Genomic DNA, 24062 nt, shown 5'->3' on the forward strand with positions numbered 1-24062 from the left:
ACCGTTTGGCCCATGGCGATCCACCTGACCCGCATCTATACCCGAACCGGCGACGACGGCACGACCGGATTGAGCGATTTTTCACGGGTCTCAAAAAACGACACGCGCCTGGTCGCATACGCGGACTGTGACGAGGCCAACTCCGCGATCGGCGTCGCGATCGCCCTCGGCCAACCCGACGAGGACATCGCCGGCGTGCTGCGCCAGATCCAGAACGACTTGTTCGACGCCGGCGCGGATCTGTCCACCCCCGTGGTGGAGAACCCCGAACATCCCCCGCTGCGGGTCGCCCAGTCCTACGTCGATCGGCTCGAGGCGTGGTGTGATAAATATAACGAGCCCCTGCCGGCGCTGAATTCCTTTGTGCTGCCCGGTGGTTCGCCATTGTCGGCGCTGTTGCACGTCGCCCGCACCGTGGTGCGGCGGGCCGAGCGCTCGGCGTGGTCCGCGCTCGATTCCCACCCGGACGGGGTCAGCGTGCTGCCGGCCAAATACCTGAACCGGCTGTCGGACCTGCTGTTCATCCTGGCGCGGGTGGCCAACCCCGGCGGGGACGTCCTCTGGCGACCCGGCGGCGGCGCGGCGAACGCGGACTAAACGAAAGTTTCGGTGATGCAACAGAATCGGTCGATCCCGCCGGTGACGGTGATCCCGGTGCTGGTCTACCCGGACGTGCGCGCGGCGGTGGACTGGCTCGGAGCCGCCTTCGGCTTCGTCGAGCGAACTCGGATCGGCGACAGCCACCGGGCGCAGCTCAGCATCGACGCGGGCGGGGCAATGATCGTCGCGGACGTGGCCGGTGAGCGGCACGCGCCGGCGGCGGGCGTCGTCACGCACGAGATCAAGGTCCGGGTCGACGACGTGGACGGCCGGTTCGAGCGCGCTCGGGCGGCCGGGGCGAAGGTGATCGAGCCGCCCGTCGACCGCGAGTACGGCGAACGGGAGTGCACCGTCGAGGATCTCGCGGCGCATCGCTGGCAGTTCACCGAGACGGTGCGCGACGTCGCGCCCGAAGAATACGGGTGTCAGACCGTCAGCCCGTGGTAGTCAGACGCTGCGGCGGCGGGCGCGCGGTGAGGGCCGCGACTCCAGCCATGACAGGAACGCGGTCAGTGCGCCCTTGTCGAGCGCGAGCTCGTAACCCGACCGGCGGTCCTGCGTCGTGTCGCGCAGCTCCAGCACGACGATTTCGTCGGTCATGATGTCGAATTCGTCGCCGCGCGGCGCACGCCGGGCGACGATCTCCACGCCGCGCCGGCTGAGGCGGCGGTCCGGCCACAACCGCAAACTGGACAGCCGGTAGAACGCGGCCTCGCCGCCGCGGTACCGGATCACCCCGTGCCGCCAACCGTGACCGCCGACGGCGGGGATGTCCCGCATGATTCCTGCGGTTCCGCCCTGGCGCAGCTTCAACAGCCGATAGCTCAGCGCGAGGACGGCGGCGCCTAACAACACGACGAGCACGACCATGCCGATCATGGGCGCGCTCATCGGCAATTAGTCGATCGCGCCGACGGCGCGCAGTCTGGCGCGCCCCCTGGCGGCAATGCGGGGATCGTCGGACTCGGCGTCTTCCCGGGCCGAACTCTCGTCGATCTCCGACTCGAACTCCGCGGATTCGGCGAGGACTGTGACGGTCTCCTCGGTGACCGACAGGAACCCGCCGTCCACCGCGATCCGCAGGTCGTCCTCGCCTTCGCGTTCGACACGCACCATGGCGTCGTCAACCAACTGCGCCACCAGCGGGATGTGCCGGGGCAGGATCCCGATCTCGCCGACGGTGGTGCGGGTGAACAGGAACGTTGCCTCACCCGACCAGATCTTTCGGTCGACGGCGACTATCTCAACGTTCAATTCGGCCATACCACTGTGCCTTTCGACTCATGCCCTCAGGAATCGAGCTTGGCGCCGAAGCTTTCGGCTTTCTTGGCCAGGTCGTCGAGGCCACCGATCAGGAAGAAGGCCTGCTCGGGGATGTGGTCGAAGTCGCCCTTGGTCAGCTTGTCGAACGCCTCGATGGTCTCCTTCACCGGCACCGTGGAACCCGGCTGACCGGTGAACTGCTCGGCCGCCATCATGTTCTGCGACAGGAACCGCTCGATGCGCCGCGCCCGGTTGACCAGCTGCTTGTCCTCTTCGGACAGCTCGTCGATGCCGAGGATGGCGATGATGTCCTGAAGGTCCTTGTAGCGCTGCAGGATTCGGATGACTTCCTGCGCCACCCGGTAGTGCTCGTCGCCGACGACGCCTGGGTCGAGGATGGTCGAGCTCGACGCCAGCGGGTCCACCGCGGGGAAGATGCCCTTGGAGAACACCGAACGCGACAGCTCGGTGGTGGCGTCCAGGTGCGCGAACGTCGTCGCGGGCGCCGGGTCGGTGTAGTCGTCCGCGGGCACGTAAACCGCTTGCATGGACGTGATCGAGCGCCCACGCGTCGAGGTAATCCGCTCCTGCAGCTCGCCCATCTCGTCGGCCAGCGTGGGCTGGTAGCCCACCGCCGACGGCATGCGGCCGAGCAGGGTCGACACCTCGGAGCCCGCCTGGGTGAACCGGAAGATGTTGTCGATGAACAGCAGCACGTCCTGGCCCGCCTCGTCGCGGAACCACTCCGCCATCGTCAGCGCGGACAGCGCCACCCGCATACGGGTGCCGGGCGGCTCGTCCATCTGACCGAACACCAGCGCGGTGTCCTTCAGCACGTCAGCTTCCTTGAGCTCGACCCACAGGTCGTTGCCCTCGCGGGTGCGCTCGCCCACCCCGGCGAAAACCGAAGTACCACCGAAGTTTCGGGCGATGCGGTTGATCATCTCCTGGATGAGCACCGTCTTGCCGACGCCGGCACCACCGAACAGGGCGATCTTGCCGCCGCGGACGTACGGGGTCAGCAGGTCGACGACCTTCAGGCCGGTCTCGAGCATCTCGGTGCGCGGCTCGAGCTCCTCGAAGGCCGGCGGCTTGCGGTGGATCGACCAGTGGTCGAATTCTTCGCCGTAGCCCGGCTTGTCCAGGCAGTCGCCCAGGGCGTTGAAGACGTGGCCCTTGACGCCCTCACCGACCGGCACCGAGATCGAGTTGCCGGTGTCGGTGACCTCGACGCCGCGCACCAGGCCATCGGTGGGCTGCAGGGAGATCGTGCGAACCAGGTTGTCGCCCAGGTGCTGTGCGACTTCGAGCGTGAGCGTCTTCTTGAGCTCCTCGAAGGTGATGTCGGCGTGCAGCGCGTTGAACAGGTCGGGCACGGAGCCGCGCGGGAACTCGACGTCGACGACCGGACCGGTGACGCGCACGACGCGGCCGCTGGTGTCGGTGTCTTTCGAGTCTTTGGTCTTCTCGTCAGTAGCAGTCATGTCTCTTCTTCCTCGTGTGCTACTTGGCGTCCGCGAGCGCGTTTGCGCCGCCGACGATTTCGCTGATCTCCTGGGTGATCTGGGCCTGCCGCTCGCGGTTCGCCATCAGCGTCAGTTCTTTGATGAGGTCGTCCGCGTTGTCGGTGGCCGACTTCATCGCACGTTGGCGTGACGCCAGCTCCGACGCCGCCGCCTCCAGCAGCGCCGCGTACACGCGGGTGGTGAGGTACCGCGGCAGCAGCGCCTCGAACAGTGTCGTCGCGTCCGGCTCGAAGGAGTAGAGGGTGTGCAGTTCCTCCTCCTCCTCGACGTACTCCACCACCAGCGGGGCGATGCGGTGCGCCACAGCCGTTTGCGACATCATCGACTTGAACTCCGAGTACACGATGTGCAGTTCATCGACGCCCCGGTCATCGTCGGACAGCTGATCCTCGTCGTCCCCGGTGCCCTTCATGAAGGTGTCGACCAGGGTGGTGGCGATCTCCGCGGCATTTTCGTACTGGGGTTGCTCGGAGAAACCCGCCCACGACTCGGTGATGTCCCAGTTGCGGAATTTGAAGTAGTTCAGCGCCTTACGGCCCACCGTGTAGAGGACCGGCGTCTTTCCTTCCTCCCTGAGCAGGGCGAACAGCTCCTCGGAGCGACGAAAGACGCTGGAGTTGTACGCACCGCACAAGCCACGGTCGGAGGACACCACCAGAACGCCGGCCCGCTTCGGGTCTTCCCGCTCCACCAGCAAGGGGTGGTCCAGCGCAGCTTCCTCCGACAGAGTGGTGAGCATCGCGGTGATCTGGAACGCGTAGGGGCGCGCGGATTCCAGCCGTGCCTGCGCCTTACCGATGCGCGAGGTCGCGATCATCTCCTGGGCCTTGGTGATCTTTTTGATCGACCCGGCCGATCGGATCCGGCCGCGCAGTTCGCGAAGTGTCGCCGCCATTGTTAGCTACTTCTTGTCCTTCTTGGAGTCCTTGGATTCCTTCTTCGGCTTTTCCTTCTTGACTTGCACCGACTCCTTTTCGAGGTCTTCCTCGTCCATCGCCTCGACATGCTCGTCCGGCACCACCGATCCGCCGTCGGAGGCCGCGAAGCCCTTCTTGAACTTCTTGATGATCTCGGTCAGCTCGTTCTCGCCCTCTTCCGAGAGCTTCTGGCTGTCCCGGATGCCGGCCAGGAACTTCTCCTCGGAAGCCCGCATGTGGTCCAGCAACTCGGTTTCGAACCGCCTGACGTCCTCGACGGGCACCGAGTCCAAGTGGCCGCCGGTGCCCAGGAAGATGGAGACCACCTGCTCCTCGACCGGCATGGGCTGGTACTGCCGCTGCTTGAGCAGTTCGACCAGCCGCTCGCCGCGCTCCAGCTGCGCCTTGGAGGTGGCGTCCAGGTCAGACGCAAACGCGGCGAAGGACTCCAGTTCGCGGTACTGCGACAGGTCCAGACGCAGCGAGCCGGCCACCTCTTTCATCGCCTTGATCTGCGCCGCGCCACCCACGCGGGACACCGAGACGCCGACGTTGATCGCCGGCCGGACGCCCTGGTTGAACAGGTCGGACTCTAAGAAGCACTGCCCGTCGGTGATCGAGATGACGTTGGTGGGGATGTAGGCCGAGATGTCGTTGGCCTTGGTTTCGATGATCGGCAGGCCCGTCAGCGAACCGCCACCGAGGTCGTCGGACAGCTTGGCGCAGCGCTCCAGCAACCGCGAGTGCAGGTAGAAGACGTCACCCGGGTAGGCCTCACGGCCCGGCGGGCGGCGCAGCAGCAGCGAAATCGCGCGGTATGCCTCGGCCTGCTTGCTCAGGTCGTCGAAGACGATCAGCACGTGCTTGCCGTCGTACATCCAGTGCTGGGCGATCGCCGAACCCGTGTAGGGCGCAAGCCATTTGAAGCCGGCGGAGTCCGACGCGGGAGCCGCGACGATGGTGGTGTAGTCCATCGCGCCGCCCTCATCGAGCGCGCGGCGGACGGCCGCGATCGTGGTGCCCTTCTGCCCGATGGCCACGTACACGCAGCGCACCTGCTTGCGCTCGTCGCCCGACTCCCAGTTCTGGCGCTGGTTGAGGATGGTGTCGATGCAGACCGCGGTCTTGCCGGTCTTGCGGTCGCCGATGATCAGCTGGCGCTGCCCGCGCCCAATCGGGGTCATCGCGTCGATGGCCTTGATCCCGGTCTGCAGCGGCTCTTTCACGCCCTGGCGCTGCACCACCGACGGCGCCTGGATCTCCAGGGCGCGCCGGATGTCGGTGTCGATGTCGCCGCGCCCGTCGATCGGCTGGCCCAGCGGGTTGACGACCCGGCCCAGGAACGCGTCGCCGACGGGGACCGACAACACCTCGCCGGTGCGCTTGACCTGTTGTCCCTCTTCGATTTTCTCGAAGTCACCCAGGATGACCGCACCGATGCTGTGCTCGTCCAGGTTGAGCGCGACGCCGAGGACTCCGCCCGGGAACTCGAGCAGCTCCTGGGTCATCACGGAGGGCAAACCTTCGACGTGCGCGATGCCGTCACCGGCGTCGACGACAGTACCGACCTCCTCGCGCGCGGTGTCGGCGGTGAAAGATCCTACGTATTCCTCGATGGCGCTTTGGATGTCGTCAGCCGAGATTGTCAAGTCTGCCATGGCTTTTCGTCTTCCTACTTGATCTTCGTCCTAGCATGCTTCGGATGGTTCTGTGTTTGTGTGGTCAGTCGGGCAGCTGGGCCTTCGCCGCGGCCAGCCGAGACGAGAGCGTCCCGTCGATCACCTCGTCGGCCACGGAGATCAACAGGCCGCCCAGCAATTCGGGATCGATCTGTAGCTGCACCGACACCGGGTGGTCGTAGATGCGGCTGAGGACCTCGGTGACACGGGTGCGTTGGGCGTCGGTGAGCTCGGCCGCCGCGCCGACCTGCGCGACGATTTCGCCGCGGCGCGCCACCGCGACCTGCGCCAAGAACTTCATGGCCTCCTCGGCCGGTTCGCCCCTCAGCAGCTCGATGGTCTGGCTCAGCAGCGCCCGCGCGACCGGGTTGACCCTGCCGCTGGCGCTGGCAAGCACCTTGCGCAGCAACTCAACTCGTCCCTCGGCGGGAGACGCGTAATCGCCCAACAGGATGGACAGTCGCGGCTGCGCGTCGAGGATGCGCGCGAACCGGAACAGCTGCTCTTCGACCTCCGCGACGCGATCCTCGCGTTCGGCAACCTCCAGCAGCGCCTGCCGCGAGATGTGCTCGATGGCGTCGACCAGGTCTGAGTTGGCCGACCAACGCTCGGAAACGGCCGCCCGCAGCACGTCCAGCGTGGCGTCGCTGACCTTGCCGGACACCAGGCGCTCGATCAGCCGGACCCGGGGCGCCGAGTCTTCGGCCGGGTCGGTGAGGTACCGGGTGACGACGATTTCGCGGTCCAGCATCTTGGCCACCGACACCAGCTCGGCGGAAAGCTTGGAAAGCGTATTGTTTTCAAGGTTTTTGGCGATGGTGCCGAATCGATCCGACAGGCTGCGCAGCGCCTCGCGACTGGCGGAGCGCATCTTCGTCATCAGCGGGTACGCGACCTCCGCGGGCGCGGGCGCCATGGCTTCGAGTTCGTCCAGGAACCGGTCGACGGTCGCCGACTGCTGGTCGGGGTCGGCGACGTAACTGCGCACCAACTCCCCTGCCTGGCGCACGGATTCGTACCCGAGCTCGAGGCGAAGCTGACGGGTCAGCTGTGCCCGCAGCAGCTCGGCCTGGCGCGCGCCCTGCGCCGCGATGCGTTCGGCCTCGACCCCGGCCTGCGCCTGCAACTGCTCCGTGATGCGTTCCGCGTCCGCGCGGGCCTCCTCGACCACCCGTTCGGCCTCTTCCTTGGCCGCCTCGACCGCCTTGCTGTGGGCGGTGGTCGACTCGGTCAGCCGGTCGGCAGCCGCGGCCGAATCGGCCAACTGCTGGCGCACCAAATCCTGTCGGGCGGCCATCATCCTGCGCACCGGCGGCACGGCGTACCGCCACACCAGCGCGACGATGACCGCGAACCCGAGCAACTGTCCGAGAAAAGTCGACATCAGCCTTACCTTGTCGCGGCGGAGGTGGTGACGTCGACGCCGAGGATCCGGCTGGCCAGGGTCGCCGACATGGTTCCGACGTTGGCGCGCAGATCCAACTCCACGGCGTCCCGTTCCCGTTTGAGTTGCTCGGAGGCCAGCTGCACCGTCGCCATCACTTCTTGCTCGGCGCGGGCCCGCGCGTCCTCGATGACCTTGCGGCCTTCGGCGCGGGCGTTGTCGCGGAAGGCCGACGCCTGCACGCGGGCCTCCTTCATGGCTTCTTCGTAATCGGCCTGGGCGGCTTCGAACTGCTCGGCCGACTTCTTGTTGTCGGCAGCGGTCTTGGCAACCATGGCGTCGCGTTCGCGCAGCACCTTGAGGATCGGCGGCACCACGAAGGTGCCGATGACGCCGAGCACGATGAGGAAGATGGCGAGCACGAAGAAGAACGTGCCGTTGGGGACAAGGAAGTTGCTGCCCCCCTTGCCTCCCTCGGCGACCACCTGGCCGGCGGCGAGCACCATGGGGTTCGGGTCACCCATCACAGCGAACTACGTGACGGGCGTGGCGAATACGAACAACGCCATGAACGCCAGGTTGATGAAGTAGGCCGCCTCAACCAGACCGACGGTGATGAAGAACGGCGTGAACAGCCGGCCCTGCGCCTCGGGTTGCCGGGCGATACCCGAAACCAGCGCGTTACCGGCGATACCGTCACCGATACCGGCTCCGATCGCGCCGCCGCCCATGATGATCCCCCCGCCGATGAGGGCACCGGCAGCGATAGTGGGGTCCATTCTTTCCTCCTTTATCCAGCTCTATCCGTTGGCTTATCTGGCTGGGCTAGTCATGGTGATCCTCCAGCTCCATGGCCTGGCTGAAGTACAAGATCGTCAGGATCGAGAAGATGAAGGCCTGGATCGCCCCGACGAACAGGTCGAACGACTTCCAGATCGCGTTTGGTGCCCACATGATGTAGGGCGGGAAGAGCGCGATCAACGCCACCAGGATGCCGCCCGCGAAGATGTTTCCAAAGAGCCGGAGCGACAACGAGATCGGCTTCGCCAATTCTTCGACCAGGTTGATCGGCGCCAGGAACGCGACGTGCCCCTTGAGCACCTTGAGCGGGTGGCCGACGATGCCCCGGCGCCAGATGCCGGCGACGTGGTAGCAGACGAAGACGAAAAGGGCCAGCGCCAGAACGTAATTGATGTCCGCCGCGGCCGACTTGAGCAACTCGGTGGTGTGGCCGGACTTGTCCGTGTACTGCAGCGGCAGCACCGACAGCCAGTTGGAGATCAGGATGAAGATGAAGATGGTGACTGCCAGCGGCAGCACGAACGGCGCGATCCGCATCCCGATGGCGCTCTCGATCTGGTTGCGCATCTGGATGGTGAGCGCCTCCCAAAACAGTTGCACCCCACTGGGAACACCGCTCGAGGTGATCTTGGCGCGCAGGAAGAACGCCAGGGCGATCACGATCACGCCGGCTATCGCGGTCGACAGCACGGTGTCGGTGTTGACGGTCAGGCCCAGCCAGGTTGCGGTGGTGTGCTCGCCGACCTCGATCTGGGAACCGGCCAGGATCGTCTCAGTCATCGCTGGTGCTCCTTCCGTCCGACCCGTCTGGGCCCAGCGCCGCGGCCGGCTCGCCCGTGCGCAGCTTCTTGTAGACCGGCACCGCGGTCGACACGACCAGGAGCACCTGGAAGAGCGCCAGGCCGAACATCGCGCCCAAGCCGTTCGGCCGGAAAACGTAGGCAATGACCAACGCGATGACGGTGATAATCGCCAGTCGGGTCGCCGAATTGAGTGCCATCGAGCTTTTCAGTGGATGCTCTTTCGCGGTGATCGATGCGACCGAACGCCGGACCAACAATGCGTTGAGCAAACCCAGTAGCAACCCGACACCGAAGAACACGCCGAGCATGAGGCGACCCGACAATCCGGCGCCGAGCATCGCGAGGGCGGTGACCGCGACGCTGATCGCCAACAGCCGAACCGGACGGAAAGCAACAGAGGGGAACACCAACGGCGCGTCCTGCGCTGGTGTCGTCACTGCAGCACCTCAATCCCAGGTAGTAAAGCGGGGAACCCTCGACCGACCGATCGGTGGCCCGCCGAGCGTATCGCACGTCACGCTGGAATCACCCAAGGGGTAGCTCCCTTTGTCGGTCGTGAGTCGGCGCGCTCGGACAAGCGTCCGAAGGGCCGGCTGGCCGGCAACCCTCAAGGTCTCTTTTTGGGGTTCTACCTGCACCGTACCATACGAAGAGCACCGCTACTACTGGGTGTCGTAGTCCTCGTCTAGTCCACGTCCGAGTAGTCGTCGCGGCGGCGCAGGAGCGGGATCGCCGTCGCCACGCCGGCGACCACGATCGCCCCCAGCATCACCGCGCCGGTGTCGCGCGGGTTGAAAAAGATTGTGCTGGCGGCGCCGAACGCGACAATGCCCACCCATAAATAGATGAGGAGCACCACCCGGCGATGCGAATGGCCAATCTGCAGCAACCGGTGATGCAGGTGCATCTTGTCCGGGCTGAATGCGCTGCGACCCGCGCGGGTGCGGCGCACGATCGCCAGCAACAGGTCGAGCATCGGCACGAAAATCACGGCCGCCACCAGCAGGAACGGTGACAGCAGAGCAAACACGTCGCGGGCGCCGTAGGCGTTCTGCGAAACCGGGCCGGCCGCGGTCGTCGCGGCCGCGGAGATCATCAGGCCGATCAGCATCGAGCCGGAATCGCCCATGAAGATCCTGGCCCGGTGGAAGTTGTGCGGCAGGAAGCCGAGGCAGGCGCCCGCCAACACCACCGAGATGACCGCGGGCGGGTAGAACAGCACGTCGCCGCCGTGGTCGCGCAGCAGGCCGACCGAGAACAGGCAGATCGCCATCGCCATGATGAGCCCCAGCCCGGCGGCCAGCCCGTCGAGCCCGTCGACGAAGTTCATCGCGTTGACGACCGAGACCGTCAGCGCCAGGGTGAGCAGGATCGACGACGCCTGGTCCAGCACGATCGTGCCGACGCCGCCGATCGGGATGTACAGCACGCTCCAGGCGACGCCCATGGTGACCAGCACACTGGCCGCGGTGATCTGGCCGGCGAACTTGGTCAGAGCGTCCAGGCCCCAGCGGTCGTCGATCAGGCCGATGCCGACGATCACCGCGGCGGCCACCAGGACGGCGGGCATGCCGGTGGAGTAGACGAAGCCGCGGGTGAGCGCGGGCAGCTGCCAGGCCAAGAAGACGGCCGAGATCACGCCGAGGAACATCGCCAGCCCGCCCATGCGCGGCGTGGGGGTCACGTGCACGTCGCGTTCCCGCGGATAGGCGACCGCGCCCAGCCGGGTGGCCAGGACGCGCACCGGTCCGGTCGCGAAGTACGTGACGATCGCGGCGGTCAGCCCGACCACCGCCAGCTCGCGCAGCGGGACGCCGGTGCCGCGATCGGACAGGGCGAGCAGACCACCGGCAAGGCTGGACACCAACGAAACCGTACTGCACCGGGCTGAGACGGGATTGACGGCGCTCGCGCTAGGCGATCAGGCCGGCCGGGTCCATGCCGAGGACTTCGGCGATCCGCTCGGCGCTGACCGGGCCGGCCCGCAGGATGCGCGGCGTGTCCCCCGTCAGGTCGACGATCGTGGAGGCGGCCTGCTGCTGCGAGCGCCCCGCGTCGAGATAGACATCCACCAGATCGCCGAGCTGGTCGCGGGCCTCGCCGGCGTCGACCGCGGGCGGGCGGCCGGAGACGTTGGCGCTGGACACCGCCATCGGCCCGACCTCGCGCAGCAGCTCGATGGCCACCGGGTGCAGCGGCATCCGCAGCATCACGGTGCCGCGGGCATCGCCGAGGTCCCAATGCAACGACGGCGCCTGCGTCACCACCAGGCTCAGCGCGCCCGGCCAGAAGGCGCGGATCAGGTCGCGCGCCCCGTCGGGCATCGTGTAGACCAGGCCCTCGATGGTGTGCCAGGAGCCGACGAGCACGCCCACCGGCATGTCCCGGCCCCGGCCCTTGGCCGCGAGCAGCGCGGCAACCGCGGTGCTGTCGAAGGCGTCGGCACCGATGCCGTACACGGTGTCGGTCGGCAACACGACGAGCCGGCCGTTCTTGACCGCACCCGCCGCCGACGCGATTCCGACCGAACGCTGGTCGGGATCGCCGCAGTCGAACACGGTGGTCAACGGGGCCCCCTTCGCGCCGTCACGAACCTCGGCCGCCCGGCCAGATCCCGGCGGGCCTCGATATCCTCGAAAAGCCCTGTGGTCCTGATCAATTCGACTGTCCGCGCCGACGTGGTGTCGTCGTGCTCGACGGCCAACAGGCCGCCCGGGCGCAGCCAGCGTGCGGCGAGTCGGACGACGGCGGCGATGACCGCCATCCCGTCCGGCCCGCCGAACACCGCGTGCGGCGGATCATGTTGGGCCACTTCGGCTTCCACCGCATGGTCGTCGGGAACGTAGGGCGGGTTGGCCACCACCAGGTCGACGAGCCCGTCCAGCTCGGACAGCAGCCCGGAGGCGGTCACGTCGGCACGCACGAGTTCCACGGCGGTGCCCTCCGCGTTGCGGCGCGCGTACGTGAGGGCCGCCTCGGAGTCGTCGATGCCGATCACCCGCGCGGCGGGGCGGTGGTGGGCCAGCGCCACGGCCAAGGCGCCGGATCCGGTACACAGGTCGACGATCACCGGCCGCGCCGGGAGGGGTTGCGCGGTGGCCCATTCCAGCATGGCCTCGGTCTCGGGGCGCGGGATGAACACACCGGGGCCGACATGCAGCGTCACCGGCCCGAACGCCGCCGTCCCGGTGAGATGCTGCAACGGCACCCGCTGCGAGCGCGCGGCCACGATCTCGCGGTAGCGGCCGAAGAATTCGTCGCCCGGCGACTCGAGCATCCTCAGCCGTCCGCGTTCGGTGCCGGTCAGGTGGGCGGCCAACTCCTCGGCGTCGTAACGCGCGGAATCGATCCCGGCTTCGGCCAGTTGCGCCGCCGCCGAGTCGATCGCGGTACGTAGGGCCGTCATGCCTGTTGCAGCCTCGATTGCTTGTCGGCCGCGCTCAGCGCGTCGAACAACGCGTCGAGGTCACCGTCGAGCACCTGGTCGAGATTGTGTGCCTTGAAACCGATTCGATGATCGGTGATCCGGTTCTCCGGGAAGTTGTAGGTGCGGATCCGTTCGCTGCGGTCGACGGTGCGGACCTGGCTTGCCCGATCGGCCGACGCGTCGGCCAGCGCCTTTTCCTCGGCGAGGGCCTGCAGCCGGGCCGCCAGCACCTGCATGGCGCGGGCCTTGTTCTGCAGCTGCGACCGTTCGTTTTGACAGGTGACGACGATTCCGGTGGGCAGGTGCGTGATCCGCACCGCGGAGTCGGTGGTGTTGACGCCCTGCCCGCCCTTGCCGGACGAGCGGTAGACGTCGATGCGCAGGTCGGACTCGTCGATCTGCACCTCGCCGACTTCCTCAGGCTCGGGATAGACCAGCACGCCCGCGGCCGACGTGTGAACGCGCCCTTGGGATTCCGTCACCGGAACCCGTTGCACCCGGTGCACCCCGCCCTCGAACTTCATCCGCGACCACACGCCGTCCGCCGCATCGCCCTTGCTCGCGATGGCCAGCGTCGCGTCCTTATAGCCACCCAGATCCGAGGTGGTTTCGTCCAGCACCGTGACCGTCCAGCCGTGCCGCTCGGCGTAGCGAATGTACATCCGGGCCAGGTCGGCGGCGAACAGCGCCGATTCCTCGCCGCCCTCACCGGATTTGACTTCGAGCACGATGTCGTCGGCGTCATGGGGGTCGCGGGGCGCCAGCATGTCGGTGAGCTGGCCGTCCAGTTCGGCCACCTGGGACTCCAGCTCGGTCACCTCGTCGGCGAACGACTCGTCGTCGACGGCCAGTTCGCGCGCGGCCTCGAGGTCGCCGCGCGCGGCCTCTAACTTGCGGTAGGTGCCGACGATCGGGGCCAGTCGGGCGAATCGGCGTCCCGCTTTGCGCGCCTCGTCGGGGTTGCTGTGCAGTTCGGGATCCGCCAACCGCTTTTCGAGCTCGGCGTGTTCGGCGAGCAGCACGTCGATGGTCTGCACCGGCTTCGTCACGCTGGCCTCCTTCCTGAAAACCCGACCGACTACCCCCGAACACAAAACCGACGCCCGGCCTGTGCAGACTCGCACAGTTCGGGCGTCGGTCAGCCAGCTATTTGTCGGTCGACTCGGCCGAGTCGGCCGCGGCCTTGCGCTTGCCGTAGCGCTTCTCGAAGCGGGCCACCCGGCCGCCGCTGTCGAGGATCTTCTGCTTGCCGGTGTAGAAGGGGTGGCACTGCGAGCAGACCTCGACGACGATGTTGCCGCCGGGCTTGGTGCTGCGCGTGGTGAAGGTGTTCCCGCACCCGCAGTGCACGGTCGTCTCGCCGTACGCGGGATGAATGTCAGCTTTCATGATGTCCTCTTCGATCGTTTGCCGCCCGGACCGGGCGCGAACTCCGGGAACCTGATCTGGTCCTGGGTTAGTCGACCCTCGATTATGCCAGGTCAACCCACATCAGCCCAAACAGCGAGCTGGTCGCCCGCATTCCCGGCTGCTCAGGGCCGCTACCTTTCGCGGTATACGCGGCTTTTTGCGTCGCGGGTCCACACCACGCCGCCGCCGGGTGCGGTGCCCAGCGCGCTGAGCTCGCGTTTGAGGATCTTGTTGGTCGCCGTGGTCGGCAACCGGTCGGCGAGCCAGACGTAGCGGGGCCACGCCTTGGGCGAGAGGTCGGGCTGATCGGCCAGGAACCTGCCGAATTCCTCGGGCGTCAGCTCCGCGCCGTCGGCCAGCACGATGGCCGCCATCACCTGGTCACCCGAGTGGTCGTCGGGCACCGCGTAGACCGCGACGTGGCTGATCGGTGCCAACCGCTCCAAGATGCGCTCGATGGGCGCCGTGGTCATGTTTTCGCCGTCGACGCGCAACCAGTCGCCGCTGCGCCCGGCGAAGTAGAGCCAGCCGTCGGCGTCTTTGTAGGCGAGGTCGCCGGACCAGAACATGCCGTGTCGCAGCCGCACGTCGGTGGCCTCGGAGTCGTTGTAGTAGCCGGCGAACAGCCCGGCGCCGGTGGTGTTGACCAGTTCCCCGATCGCCTCGTCGGGGTTGGTCAGGGCGCCGTCGCGGAAGGTGGCGGGCGGGCACTCGGCCAACGTGTCCGGGTTGTAGACGGCGACCCCCGGGAAGCCCCGGCCCAGCGACCCCGGCGGGCAGCCGTCCTCGCGGGTGATGACGATCGCGCCCTCGGTGGAGCCGAAGCCGTCCCACACCGTGCAGTCGAATCGCCTGCTGAATTCAGCGATGTCTCGGTCGCTCGCCTCGTTGCCCACCGCGACCCGCAGCGGGTTGTCGTGGTCGTCGGGTCGCTCCGGCGTGGCCAGCACGAAGGCCAGCGGCTTGCCGACGTAGTTCATGAAGGTGGCCCCGTACCGGCGCAGGTCTCCCAGCAGCCCGGACGCCGAGAACGTCGCCGGGGCCATGGCCGCGCCGGTCGACACCGCCACGCTCCACCCGGCGTACAGCGCGTTGGCATGGAACAACGGCATCGACAGGTAGCAGACGTCGGAGGCGTCGAGCCCGAACCGCCCGACCAGCGTTGCCCCGGCGAACAGCACGACGAGGTGGGTGACCCGCACGGCCTTCGGGTCGCCGCTGGTGCCGGAGGTGAACAGCATCATGAAGGTGTCGGTCGGCGCGACCTCGCGATGCGGCGTCAGGGGTCCGGCGCCGTCCAGCAGCGCCCGCCACGGCTCGGCGGACACGTCGAAGACCCGGACACCGGGCAGGTCGAGGCCGTCCAGCAGCGCGTGGTGCGCCGGATCGGTGAGCAGGATCTGGCAGTCGGCGCGGGCGATGTCGCGGGCCAGCGCGGCGCCGCGGCGGGTGTCGTTGATGCCGCACAGCACGTAGCCGCCGAGCGCCGCCGACGCCATGGCCGTGAGCATCTCGGGGGTGTTGCCCAGCAGGGCGCCGACGTGCAGCGGACGGTCCGGGTCGGCGATCGCGATGACGGCGGCCGCGGTGGTGGTGGCGTCGGCCAGGTGCTCGCGCCAGGCCCAGACGCGATCGCCGTATTTCAGCGCCGGCGTGTCCTGATCCAGGCGCTGGCGAAGCAGTTGCTGCAGCGTCTCCGCCACGGCGCAGCTGAGTTAGTCGTTATCCATCGACCCGGGGGTCGTCTTGGAGACCTGCACCAGGAACTCGTAGTTGTTCTTGGTCTTGCGCAGCTGGGACATCAGCAGGTCGATGGCCTGGTGGGGGTCCAGACCCGACAGCACGCGGCGCAGCTTGTGCACGATCGCGAACTCGTCGGGCGAGAGCAGCAGCTCGTCCTTGCGGGTGCCGGACGGGTTGACGTCGACCGCGGGGAAGACCCGGCGTTCGGAGATCTTGCGGTCCAGCTTGAGCTCGGCGTTACCGGTGCCCTTGAACTCCTCGAAGATGACCGTGTCACCGGTGGACCCGGTCTCGACCATCGCGGTGGCGATGATGGTCAGCGACCCGCCTTCCTCGATGTTGCGCGCGGCACCCAGGAAACGCTTCGGCGGATACAGCGCGGTGGAGTCGACACCACCGGAGAGGATCCGGCCGGACGCGGGCGACGCGTTGTTGTAGGCGCGGCCCAGGCGGGTGATGGAGTCGAGCAGCACCACCACGTCCTTGCCCTGCTCGACGAGCCGCTTGGCGCGTTCGATGGCCAGCTCGGCGACCGAGGTGTGGTCCGACGGCGGCCGGTCGAACGTCGAGGCGATGACCTCGCCCTTGACCGAGCGCGTCATGTCGGTGACCTCCTCGGGCCGCTCGTCGACGAGGACGACCATGAGGTGGCATTCCGGGTTGTTCTTGGTGATCGCGTTGGCGATGTCCTGCAGGATCGTCGTCTTACCTGCCTTGGGCGGCGACACGATCAGCGCCCGCTGACCCTTGCCGATCGGCATGATCAGGTCGATGACCCGCGTGGTCAGCCGGTCCGGGGTGGTTTCCAGGCGCAGCCGCTGGTTGGGGTACAACGGCGTCAGCTTGGAGAAATCGGGCCGCTTCTTGGCCTCTTCAACCGAGCCGCCGTTGACGCTGTCCAGGCGCACCAGCGGGTTGAACTTCTGCCGCTGGTTGGGCTGCTCGCCGTCCCGGGGCACCCGAACCGCGCCGGTCACCGCGTCGCCGCGGCGCAGGCCGTTCTTGCGCACCATATTCATCGAGACGTAGACGTCGTGCGGGCCGGCCAGGTAGCCGGAGGTGCGCACGAACGCGTAATTGTCGAGCACGTCAAGGATTCCGGCCACCGGCTGGACGACATCGTCCTCGCGGAGTTCGGTGTCGGCCCCGTCGCCGGACCGTTCGCCGCGGCGCCTGCGGTCGCGGTCGCGGAACCGGCGTCCCCGCCGGCCCTGACGGCCCTCGCCGTCGTCGTCCTGCTGGTTCGACCCGCCGCGATTCTGCTGGCCGCCCTGGCCTTGTTGATCGCCGCCCTGGTCGCCGCCGCGCTCGTCGGTCTTAGTGTCCTGCTGGCGGTCCTGGCGCTTGTCGGCTTCGCGGTTGGCGCCGCCCTTTTGGGTTTCCGCGTCCTCGGACGGCGATCCCGCTTCGCGGCTGGCACCGCGTCGTTCGCGGCGCGGCGCCTCGCGGGTGGAACCGTTCTGTTCCCCTTGGGCGGCCGGCGTTTCGGCCGGCGCCTCGGCGGTGGCCGTGTCGGATTGGTCGGATTTGCCGCTGTCCGCCGGGGCGGTGTCCGGGGCGGCGGGGGCCGAAGTGCCGTTGGCCTGTCCCCTGATTTCCTTTATCGCGGCGATGAGTTCGTTCTTGCGCATTCCGGACGTCCCCTTGACGCCGGCCTGGTTGGCCAGCGCGCGCAGCTCGGGCAGCACCATGGTGGACAGGGAGCCGGCCGAGGCGTTGGTTTTGACGTCGGGTGTGTCTGTGGTCACGGCGTCCGAAGCGTGGTTGCTATCGGTGTTTTCGCCAGCCGTGAATAGGTCCGTATCTGTCACGGAGTTCCTTTCTTCCCCGCTGATCAGGTCATACGGGGGTTCGTTGCATTCAGCCAATTCGCCGAGTGCGCCCAATCATCGACTCTGCAACGGTGATCGCCCGGATCGGCGGAGAAGACGGCGAACCTCGTTCACGAGAAGAATTGGTGTTGTCCTAGCGGCAAGGCAGTTGCAGATGCAGATGCTGCGATTGCTGGACGGCTCCGAGGATAACCTGCATCACTGTCGGAAGCAAGCAAACCCTCCGGCCACGCCGCGGATTAACCGGCGACGGTGACGCCCGGGCTCCAGCGAACCCCTTCGCCCGCGGTCATCTTGGTGACGGCAAATCCGTGTGCGGCCCCGTACTCCAGCGCTTCCCGGGGTAACTCCTGCTCTGTGCTCAGTGCGATCAGCGAGGGACCAGCCCCAGAAAGCGTCGCTGCGACTCTATGACGTCGCAGCAGCCGCAAATATTCCGCCGAGCCCGGCATCGCGGGGGCGCGCTGGGGCTGATGGAGCAGGTCTTCGGTGGCCGGCATCAGCAGGTCGGGACGCTCGGTCAGCGCGACCACCAGCAGCGCGGCCCGGCTGACGTTGAAGCTGGCCTCGTCGTGGCTGACCCGGGTGGGCAGCAGCACCCGGGTCTCGGCGGTCAGCGACCGTTCCTCGGGAATCGCGCAGAACAGGTGGATGTCCGGGTGCAGCCGCAGCGATACCGCCGAGTACCGGGGCCGCTCACCGCTGTCGTCGGTCCAGGAGACCACCGCGCCGCCCAGCACCGCGGCCGCGGCGTTGTCCGGGTGACCCTCGAACTCCGAGCACAGCTGGATCAATTCGTCGACGCTCAGTGGCGTCGAATTGGTCTGCGCCACAAGCCCGTTCACCGCCGCCAGGCCCCCGACGACGGCCGCGGCCGACGAGCCCAGGCCGCGGGAGTGCGGGATGGCGTTTCGACAGCGCACCACCAGGCCGGGCGCACCGACGCCCGCGGCGTCCAGCCCGCGCCGGACGGCGCGCACGACCAGATGATCGGCGTCGAGCGGCACCTGGTCGGCGCCCTCCCCCTCGACCATCACCTCCAGGCCGGAATCGGTTGTCTCCACGACGATCTCGTCGCGCAGGTCAAGCGCCAGGCCGATGCTGTCGAAGCCGGGGCCGAGGTTGGCGCTGGACGCCGACACCACGGAGCTCGCCACCAGCCCGGCGGGCAGCATTCGGGCGGTCATTTCTTACGCGAGACCCAACTGTTCGACGACGAGGACGGGATCGACCGGCAACGGGGACACGGTCGGCATGTCCTTCAGCGCCGTGTCTGGGTCCTTGAGGCCATTGCCGGTCACCGTGCAGACGACGGTCGAGCCGCGCGCCACCCAGCCGTCGTCGACGGCCTTGAGCAGCCCCGCGATGCTGGCGGCGGACGCGGGCTCGACGAAGACGCCCTCGGAGGCGGCCACGAGGTGGTATGCCGCCAGGATCTCCTCGTCCGTGACCGCCAGGAAGCGGCCGTTGGATTGCTGCTGTGCGTTGACGGCGGCCGTCCACGACGCCGGGGCGCCGATGCGGATCGCGGTGGCGATGGTCTCCGGGTGGCTGACCGGCTCGCCGAGCACCAGGGGCGCGGCGCCGGCGGCCTGGGCGCCCAGCATCCGGGGCAGGCTGTCGATGACGCCCTCGCGGTGATACTCGGTGTAGCCCTTCCAGTACGCGGTGATGTTGCCGGCGTTGCCGACCGGAAGCGCGTGCACGTCCGGCGCGGCGCCCAGCGCGTCGACGATCTCGAATGCCGCCGTCTTCTGGCCCTCGATGCGCACCGGGTTCACCGAGTTCACCAGTGAGATCGTCGGGAAGTCCGCGGCCATCTTGCGGGCCAGTTCCAGGCAGTCGTCGAAGTTGCCGTCGATCTGGATGATCTTGGCGCCGTGCATGACCGCCTGCGCCAGCTTGCCCATCGCGATCTTGCCCTGCGGTATCAGCACCGCGCAGGTGATGCCGGCGCGCGCGGCGTAGGCCGCCGCGGAGGCCGAGGTGTTGCCGGTCGATGCGCACAGCACGGCCCGCTGGCCGCGCGCCAGGGCGTCGGTGACGGCCATCGTCATGCCCCGGTCCTTGAAGGAGCCGGTCGGATTGAGGCCTTCGACCTTGAGATGGACCGTGCAGCCGGTCTTTTCCGAGAGCCGGGCCGCCGCGATGAGGGGGGTGCCGCCCTCGAGGAGGGTGACCGGGGTCCAGTCGTCGCCGACCGGCAACCGGTCGCGGTACGCCGCGATCACTCCCGGCCACGGTTGGTGGGTGGCCGTACGGGGGATGCTCACAGGCCGTTTCCTTCCAGTCGCAGCACGCTGGTCACGCTCTGCACGACGTCCAAATCGTCGAGGGCAGCGACGGTTTCGGAAAGCGCGGCGTCGGTGGCGGTGTGCGTGACCACCACCACGCGGGCGCCCACCCGCCGGCCGCCCTCGTCGACCATGCCTTCCTGGCGCACCTCGGCGATGCTCACCTCGCGCTTGGCGAATTCCGTTGCCACCGACGCCAATACGCCGGGCTCGTCGGCGACGTTCATGCTGACGTAGTAGCGGGTGGAGATGAGGCCCATCGGCGCGATGGGAAGTTGGGCGTACCGGGACTCCTTGGGTCCGCGGCTGCCCAGCACGCGGTTGCGCGCAGCCATCACCAGGTCGCCGGTGACCGCCGACGCGGTGGGCGCGCCGCCGGCCCCCTGCCCGTAGAACATCAGCCGCCCCGAGGCCGCGGCCTCGACCACCACCGCGTTGAACGCCCCGCTGACCGTGGCCAGCGGGTGCGACAGCGGCACCAACGCGGGGTAGACGCGGGCCGAAACCCGTTGCTGGCCATCGTCTCCCGTGACGCGCTCGCAGATGGACAGCAGTTTTATGGTGCAGCCCAGCGACCGCGCGGACGCGAAGTCGGCCGGGGTGATCTTGGTGATGCCCTCGCGATAGACGTCGTCGGCGTGCACCCGGGTGTGGAAGGCGATGGACGCCAGGATCGCGGCCTTGGCCGCGGCGTCGTAGCCCTCGACGTCGGCGGTCGGGTCGGCCTCGGCGTACCCAAGCGCGCTGGCGTCGGCCAGGGCGCTGTCGTAGTCGGCGCCGGTGCTGTCCATCTCGGACAGGATGTAGTTCGTGGTGCCGTTGACGATGCCGGCCACCCGCAGCACCGTGTCGCCCGCCAGCGATTGGGTCAGCGGGCGGATGACGGGGATCGCGCCCGCGACCGCCGCCTCGAAATACAGGTCGACGTGGGCGTTTTCGGCCGCCTGCGCCAGCTCCCCGGTGGAGATGGACAGCAGCGCCTTGTTGGCCGTGACGACGGACTTGCCGTGCTCGAGCGCGGACAGGATCGCCTTGCGGGCGGGCTCGACGGGCCCCATCAACTCGACGACGATGTCGACGTCGTCACGGGACACCAACTCGTCGATGTTGTCGGTCAGCAGTCCGATCGGGACGCCGCGGTCGGCGGCCACGCGACGCACCCCGATGCCGCGCAGCACCAGCGGGGCGCCGACACGGGCCGCGAGGTCCGCGGAGCTGTCCTCGATGATGCGGACGACTTCGCTGCCGACATTTCCCAACCCGAGTACCGCTACGCCGACGGGCTTTTCGTCACCGGGCACGGGTCACCTCACCTCCAGACTCAAAAGATCGTCGACCGTCTCCCGGCGCAGTACCAGGCGGGCGCGCCCGCCGCGCACGGCCACCACCGCGGGCCGGCCGATCATGTTGTAGCGGCTCGACAGCGAATAGCAGTAGGCGCCGGTGGCGGCCACCCCGAGCAGGTCGCCCGGCTGCAGATCCCCGGGGACCCAGGTGTCGCGGACGACGATATCGCCTGTCTCGCAGTGCTTTCCGACAATACGGGCCAGCTCCGCCGGCGCATCGCTGACCCGCGACACCAGCCGGGCGTCGTACTGCGCGTCGTAGAGCGCGGTGCGGATGTTGTCGCTCATGCCGCCGTCGACGCTGACGTAGCGCCGGTGCGCCGTGGTGCTCACGTCGACGTCCTTGACGGTGCCGACCTCGTAGAGCGTGATGGTGCCCGGGCCGACGATGGCGCGCCCCGGCTCGACCACCAGCCTGGGCGTGGGCAGCCCGACGGCCGCCGACTCGCTGCGCACGATGTCGCCCAGCTTGGCCGCCAGCTCGCCCACCGGCGGCGGATCGTCGGGAGCCAGGTACGAGATGCCAAAGCCGCCACCGAGATCGACCGTTGACAGCTGGGCCGTCTTTTCGACGCCGAACTCGTCGACGATCTCGTGCAGCAGGCCGATGACGCGGTGCGCGGCGAGCTCGAAGCCGGCGACGTCGAAGATCTGGGAGCCGATGTGGCTGTGCAACCCGACCAGCCGCAGGTGGTCGGTTTCGAACACCCGGCGCACCGCCGCCATCGCCGCGCCGCTGGCCACCGAGAGCCCGAACTTCTGGTCCTCGTGCGCGGTGGAGATGAACTCGTGGGTGTGCGCCTCCACCCCGACGGTGAGGCGCACCAGCACGTCCTGGACGATCCCCGCCTCGCCGGCGATGGCGTCGAGGCGCTCGATTTCGATCATCGAGTCCAGGACGACATGGCCCACACCGGCTTTGACCGCGGCGGTCAATTCCGCGACGGATTTGTTGTTGCCGTGGAAGGTGATCCGCTCCGGCGGGAAGTCCGCGTGCAACGCGACGGCCAGCTCCCCGCCGGTGCAGACGTCCAGCGAGAGGCCCTCCTCGTTGATCCAGCGGGCTATCTCGGTGCACAGGAACGCCTTGGCGGCGTAGTGCACGTTGTGGCCGCCGCCGAACGCCGCCGCCAGGTCGTGGCAGCGCGAGCGGAAGTCGTCCTCGTCGATGACGAACAACGGCGTCCCGTACTCCTGGGCGAGCTGGGTCACCGGCACTCCCCCGATGACCGCCGCGCCCGCGTCGTCGCGAGTGGTGTTGCGCGGCCACACGTTCGGCGCCAACCGCAGCAGCTCCTCGGGGGACTGTGGCCGCGTCGGGCTTTCCGCGTGCCGCGTCTCGTCGGCATGCCGGGGACCGGCGGGGTGGACGTTCACATTCGCTCCGGTGCGGTGACCCCGAGAATCGTCAGGCCGTTGGCGATGACCTGGCGGGCGGCCTGGCACAGCGCCAGGCGGGCGGTGTGCAGGTCGGTGGGCTGCTCGTCGCCCTGCGGCAGGACTCGGCAGGAGTCGTAGAACCGGTGGTAGTCACCGGCGAGGTCCTCCAGGTAACGGCAGATCCGGTGCGGTTCGCGCAGCGCCGCGGCGGTTTTCACGACTCGGGGAAATTCGCCGATGGAGCGCAGCAGCGTGCCCTCCTTGTCATGGCTGAGCAGCTCGAGGTGGGAGGTGTCGGGGATGAGGCCGAGTTCAGAAGCGTTGCGGGCCAGCGCCGACAGCCGCGCGTGCGCGTATTGCACGTAATAGACCGGGTTTTCGTTGGACGCCGAGGACCACAGCGCCAGGTCGATGTCGATCGGGGTGTCCACCGACGAGCGGATCAGGCTGTAGCGGGCGGCGTCGACTCCGATCGCCTCGACCAGGTCGTCCAGCGTGAGCACGGTTCCGGCCCGCTTGCTCATCCGGACCGGCTGGCCGTCGCGGACGAGGTTGACCATTTGCCCGATCAGCACCTCGACGCTGGCCGGGTCTTCGCCGAAGGCGGCGGCCACGGCCTTCAGCCGCGCGATGTAGCCGTGGTGGTCGGCGCCGAGCATGTAGATGCACAGGTCGAAGCCGCGCTGCCGCTTGTCCAGGTAGTAGGCGATGTCGCCCGCGATGTAGGCCGGCTTGCCATCGCTCTTGATCACGACGCGGTCCTTGTCGTCACCAAAGGCGCTGGTGCGCAACCAGGTTGCGCCGTCCTTCTCGTAGACGTTGCCGGTCCCGCGGAGCCGGGCGATAGCCTGCTCGACCCGGCCGCTGGTGTGCATCGAGTCTTCGTGGGTGTAGACGTCGAAGTCGGTGCCGAACTCGTGCAGCGACTCCTTGATGTGGGTGAACATCAGGTCGACGCCGATTTCGCGGAAGGTCTCGCGCATTTCGGTTTCGGGCAGGCTCAGTGCGTCGGGTGCCTTCTGCAGGACCTGCGCGGCGATGTCGTTGATGTAGCTGCCCGCGTAGCCGTCGGCGGGCACCGGTTCGCCCTTGGCGGCGGCGATCAGCGAGTTGGCGAACCGGTCGATCTGGGCGCCGTGGTCGTTGAAATAGTATTCGCGCACCACGTCGGCGCCCTGCGTCGTGAGCAGGCGGCCGAGGGCGTCGCCGACCGCGGCCCAGCGGGTGCCGCCGATGTGGATCGGTCCGGTCGGGTTGGCCGAGACGAACTCCAGGTTGATCTTCTGCCCGGCCAGGTCGTCCGAGTAACCGAACTCGTCGCCCGCCTCGATGACGTTAATGACGACCACGGCCTGCGCCGACGCCTCGAGGCGCATGTTGATGAAGCCCGGCCCGGCCACCTCGGCCGCCGCGATGCCGTCGGCTTTCGCCAGCGCCTCGGCCAGCCATCCGGCCAGCTCGCGCGGGTTGGCTCCGACCTTCTTGCCCAGCTGCAGGGCCAGGTTGCTGGCGTAGTCGCCGTGATCGGGGTTACGCGGCCGTTCCACCGTCACCGTCGCCGGCAATGCGGCAGCATCCAGCCCGCGCTCGGCAAGCACCGCGGCGGCGGTGACTTTGAGCAGCTCGGCCAGGTCGGCGGGGGTCACGAGCGTCCATC

At 68.1% G+C, this 24062-nt stretch carries 24 protein-coding genes; 2 read left to right on the forward strand and 22 right to left on the reverse strand.

The window, feature by feature from the left end:
• Positions 1 to 12: 12 nt before the first annotated feature.
• Together AC5Y4S_RS10265 and AC5Y4S_RS10270 are read left to right on the forward strand one after the other, a co-directional pair.
• On the forward strand, positions 13 to 597 hold the full coding sequence (locus tag AC5Y4S_RS10265) for a cob(I)yrinic acid a,c-diamide adenosyltransferase (protein WP_500032487.1): 585 nt from the start codon (positions 13 to 15) through the stop codon (positions 595 to 597).
• Positions 598 to 612: 15 nt separating this feature from the next.
• A complete protein-coding gene (locus AC5Y4S_RS10270; RefSeq protein WP_500032488.1) occupies positions 613 to 1047 on the forward strand; it encodes a VOC family protein in 435 nt (144 codons plus the stop codon).
• Here AC5Y4S_RS10270 and AC5Y4S_RS10275 read toward each other — a convergent pair whose 3' ends face one another.
• The 22 genes from AC5Y4S_RS10275 to argS all read right to left on the reverse strand — a co-directional run bounded on the left by AC5Y4S_RS10275 (position 1048) and on the right by argS (position 24051).
• Positions 1048 to 1491: a DUF2550 domain-containing protein gene (locus AC5Y4S_RS10275; RefSeq protein ID WP_068104757.1), complete on the reverse strand. Its 444-nt coding sequence runs from the start codon at positions 1489 to 1491 to the stop codon at positions 1048 to 1050.
• A gap of 6 nt (positions 1492 to 1497) precedes the next feature.
• A complete protein-coding gene (locus AC5Y4S_RS10280; protein ID WP_068104759.1) occupies positions 1498 to 1863 on the reverse strand; it encodes a F0F1 ATP synthase subunit epsilon in 366 nt (121 codons plus the stop codon).
• A 26-nt stretch (positions 1864 to 1889) separates the two neighbouring features.
• Positions 1890 to 3347, reverse strand: a complete 1458-nt coding sequence (gene atpD / locus AC5Y4S_RS10285; protein ID WP_068104760.1) for a F0F1 ATP synthase subunit beta — start codon at positions 3345 to 3347, stop codon at positions 1890 to 1892.
• A 19-nt stretch (positions 3348 to 3366) separates the two neighbouring features.
• The gene (locus tag AC5Y4S_RS10290; RefSeq protein WP_500032489.1) at positions 3367 to 4284 is read right to left on the reverse strand and encodes a F0F1 ATP synthase subunit gamma; all 918 of its coding nucleotides are present in this window, start codon (positions 4282 to 4284) and stop codon (positions 3367 to 3369) included.
• Positions 4285 to 4290: 6 nt separating this feature from the next.
• Complete coding sequence (atpA, locus tag AC5Y4S_RS10295) at positions 4291 to 5964, reverse strand: F0F1 ATP synthase subunit alpha (RefSeq protein WP_500032490.1); 1674 nt, start codon at positions 5962 to 5964, stop codon at positions 4291 to 4293.
• A 64-nt stretch (positions 5965 to 6028) separates the two neighbouring features.
• Positions 6029 to 7369 (reverse strand): F0F1 ATP synthase subunit B/delta, encoded by a 1341-nt coding sequence (locus tag AC5Y4S_RS10300; RefSeq protein ID WP_500032491.1) that lies wholly within the window; start codon positions 7367 to 7369, stop codon positions 6029 to 6031.
• Between the two features lie 5 nt (positions 7370 to 7374).
• Positions 7375 to 7893 carry a F0F1 ATP synthase subunit B gene (locus AC5Y4S_RS10305; protein WP_066928719.1) on the reverse strand — a complete coding sequence of 173 codons (519 nt, stop codon included), beginning with the start codon at positions 7891 to 7893 and terminating at the stop codon, positions 7375 to 7377.
• Between the two features lie 9 nt (positions 7894 to 7902).
• Positions 7903 to 8148, reverse strand: a complete 246-nt coding sequence (locus AC5Y4S_RS10310; protein ID WP_066928722.1) for a F0F1 ATP synthase subunit C — start codon at positions 8146 to 8148, stop codon at positions 7903 to 7905.
• Between the two features lie 46 nt (positions 8149 to 8194).
• Entirely contained in the window at positions 8195 to 8950 is a 756-nt protein-coding gene (gene atpB, locus AC5Y4S_RS10315; RefSeq protein ID WP_500032492.1) for a F0F1 ATP synthase subunit A, read from the reverse strand.
• Complete coding sequence (locus AC5Y4S_RS10320; RefSeq protein WP_500032493.1) at positions 8943 to 9410, reverse strand: ATP synthase subunit I; 468 nt, start codon at positions 9408 to 9410, stop codon at positions 8943 to 8945. The genes atpB and AC5Y4S_RS10320 overlap by 8 nt, the downstream gene beginning before the upstream one ends.
• A gap of 248 nt (positions 9411 to 9658) precedes the next feature.
• A complete protein-coding gene (locus AC5Y4S_RS10325; protein ID WP_173817323.1) occupies positions 9659 to 10840 on the reverse strand; it encodes a glycosyltransferase family 4 protein in 1182 nt (393 codons plus the stop codon).
• Positions 10841 to 10886: 46 nt separating this feature from the next.
• Positions 10887 to 11540 carry an L-threonylcarbamoyladenylate synthase gene (locus AC5Y4S_RS10330; protein WP_500032494.1) on the reverse strand — a complete coding sequence of 218 codons (654 nt, stop codon included), beginning with the start codon at positions 11538 to 11540 and terminating at the stop codon, positions 10887 to 10889.
• The gene (gene prmC, locus AC5Y4S_RS10335) at positions 11537 to 12379 is read right to left on the reverse strand and encodes a peptide chain release factor N(5)-glutamine methyltransferase (protein WP_500032495.1); all 843 of its coding nucleotides are present in this window, start codon (positions 12377 to 12379) and stop codon (positions 11537 to 11539) included. The genes AC5Y4S_RS10330 and prmC overlap by 4 nt, the downstream gene beginning before the upstream one ends.
• Positions 12376 to 13449: a peptide chain release factor 1 gene (gene prfA, locus AC5Y4S_RS10340; protein ID WP_500032496.1), complete on the reverse strand. Its 1074-nt coding sequence runs from the start codon at positions 13447 to 13449 to the stop codon at positions 12376 to 12378. Before prfA ends, prmC begins: the two co-directional genes overlap by 4 nt.
• Positions 13450 to 13546: 97 nt before the next feature.
• The gene (gene rpmE, locus AC5Y4S_RS10345; RefSeq protein WP_067148709.1) at positions 13547 to 13789 is read right to left on the reverse strand and encodes a 50S ribosomal protein L31; all 243 of its coding nucleotides are present in this window, start codon (positions 13787 to 13789) and stop codon (positions 13547 to 13549) included.
• 152 nt (positions 13790 to 13941) lie between these two features.
• A complete protein-coding gene (gene fadD1 / locus AC5Y4S_RS10350) occupies positions 13942 to 15513 on the reverse strand; it encodes a fatty-acid--CoA ligase FadD1 (RefSeq protein ID WP_500032497.1) in 1572 nt (523 codons plus the stop codon).
• Between the two features lie 12 nt (positions 15514 to 15525).
• Positions 15526 to 17364, reverse strand: coding sequence for a transcription termination factor Rho (gene rho, locus AC5Y4S_RS10355; RefSeq protein WP_500032498.1), 1839 nt, complete (start codon positions 17362 to 17364; stop codon positions 15526 to 15528).
• A gap of 260 nt (positions 17365 to 17624) precedes the next feature.
• Complete coding sequence (gene thrB, locus AC5Y4S_RS10360; RefSeq protein ID WP_500032499.1) at positions 17625 to 18572, reverse strand: homoserine kinase; 948 nt, start codon at positions 18570 to 18572, stop codon at positions 17625 to 17627.
• A gap of 3 nt (positions 18573 to 18575) precedes the next feature.
• Positions 18576 to 19658: a threonine synthase gene (gene thrC, locus AC5Y4S_RS10365; protein WP_500032500.1), complete on the reverse strand. Its 1083-nt coding sequence runs from the start codon at positions 19656 to 19658 to the stop codon at positions 18576 to 18578.
• Positions 19655 to 20980: a homoserine dehydrogenase gene (locus tag AC5Y4S_RS10370; RefSeq protein ID WP_500032501.1), complete on the reverse strand. Its 1326-nt coding sequence runs from the start codon at positions 20978 to 20980 to the stop codon at positions 19655 to 19657. Before AC5Y4S_RS10370 ends, thrC begins: the two co-directional genes overlap by 4 nt.
• 3 nt (positions 20981 to 20983) lie before the next feature.
• A complete protein-coding gene (gene lysA, locus AC5Y4S_RS10375) occupies positions 20984 to 22402 on the reverse strand; it encodes a diaminopimelate decarboxylase (RefSeq protein WP_500032502.1) in 1419 nt (472 codons plus the stop codon).
• Complete coding sequence (argS, locus tag AC5Y4S_RS10380) at positions 22399 to 24051, reverse strand: arginine--tRNA ligase (protein ID WP_500032503.1); 1653 nt, start codon at positions 24049 to 24051, stop codon at positions 22399 to 22401. Before argS ends, lysA begins: the two co-directional genes overlap by 4 nt.
• Positions 24052 to 24062 lie beyond the last annotated feature (11 nt).

This window comes from Mycobacterium sp. NGS64 (assembly GCF_059812245.1).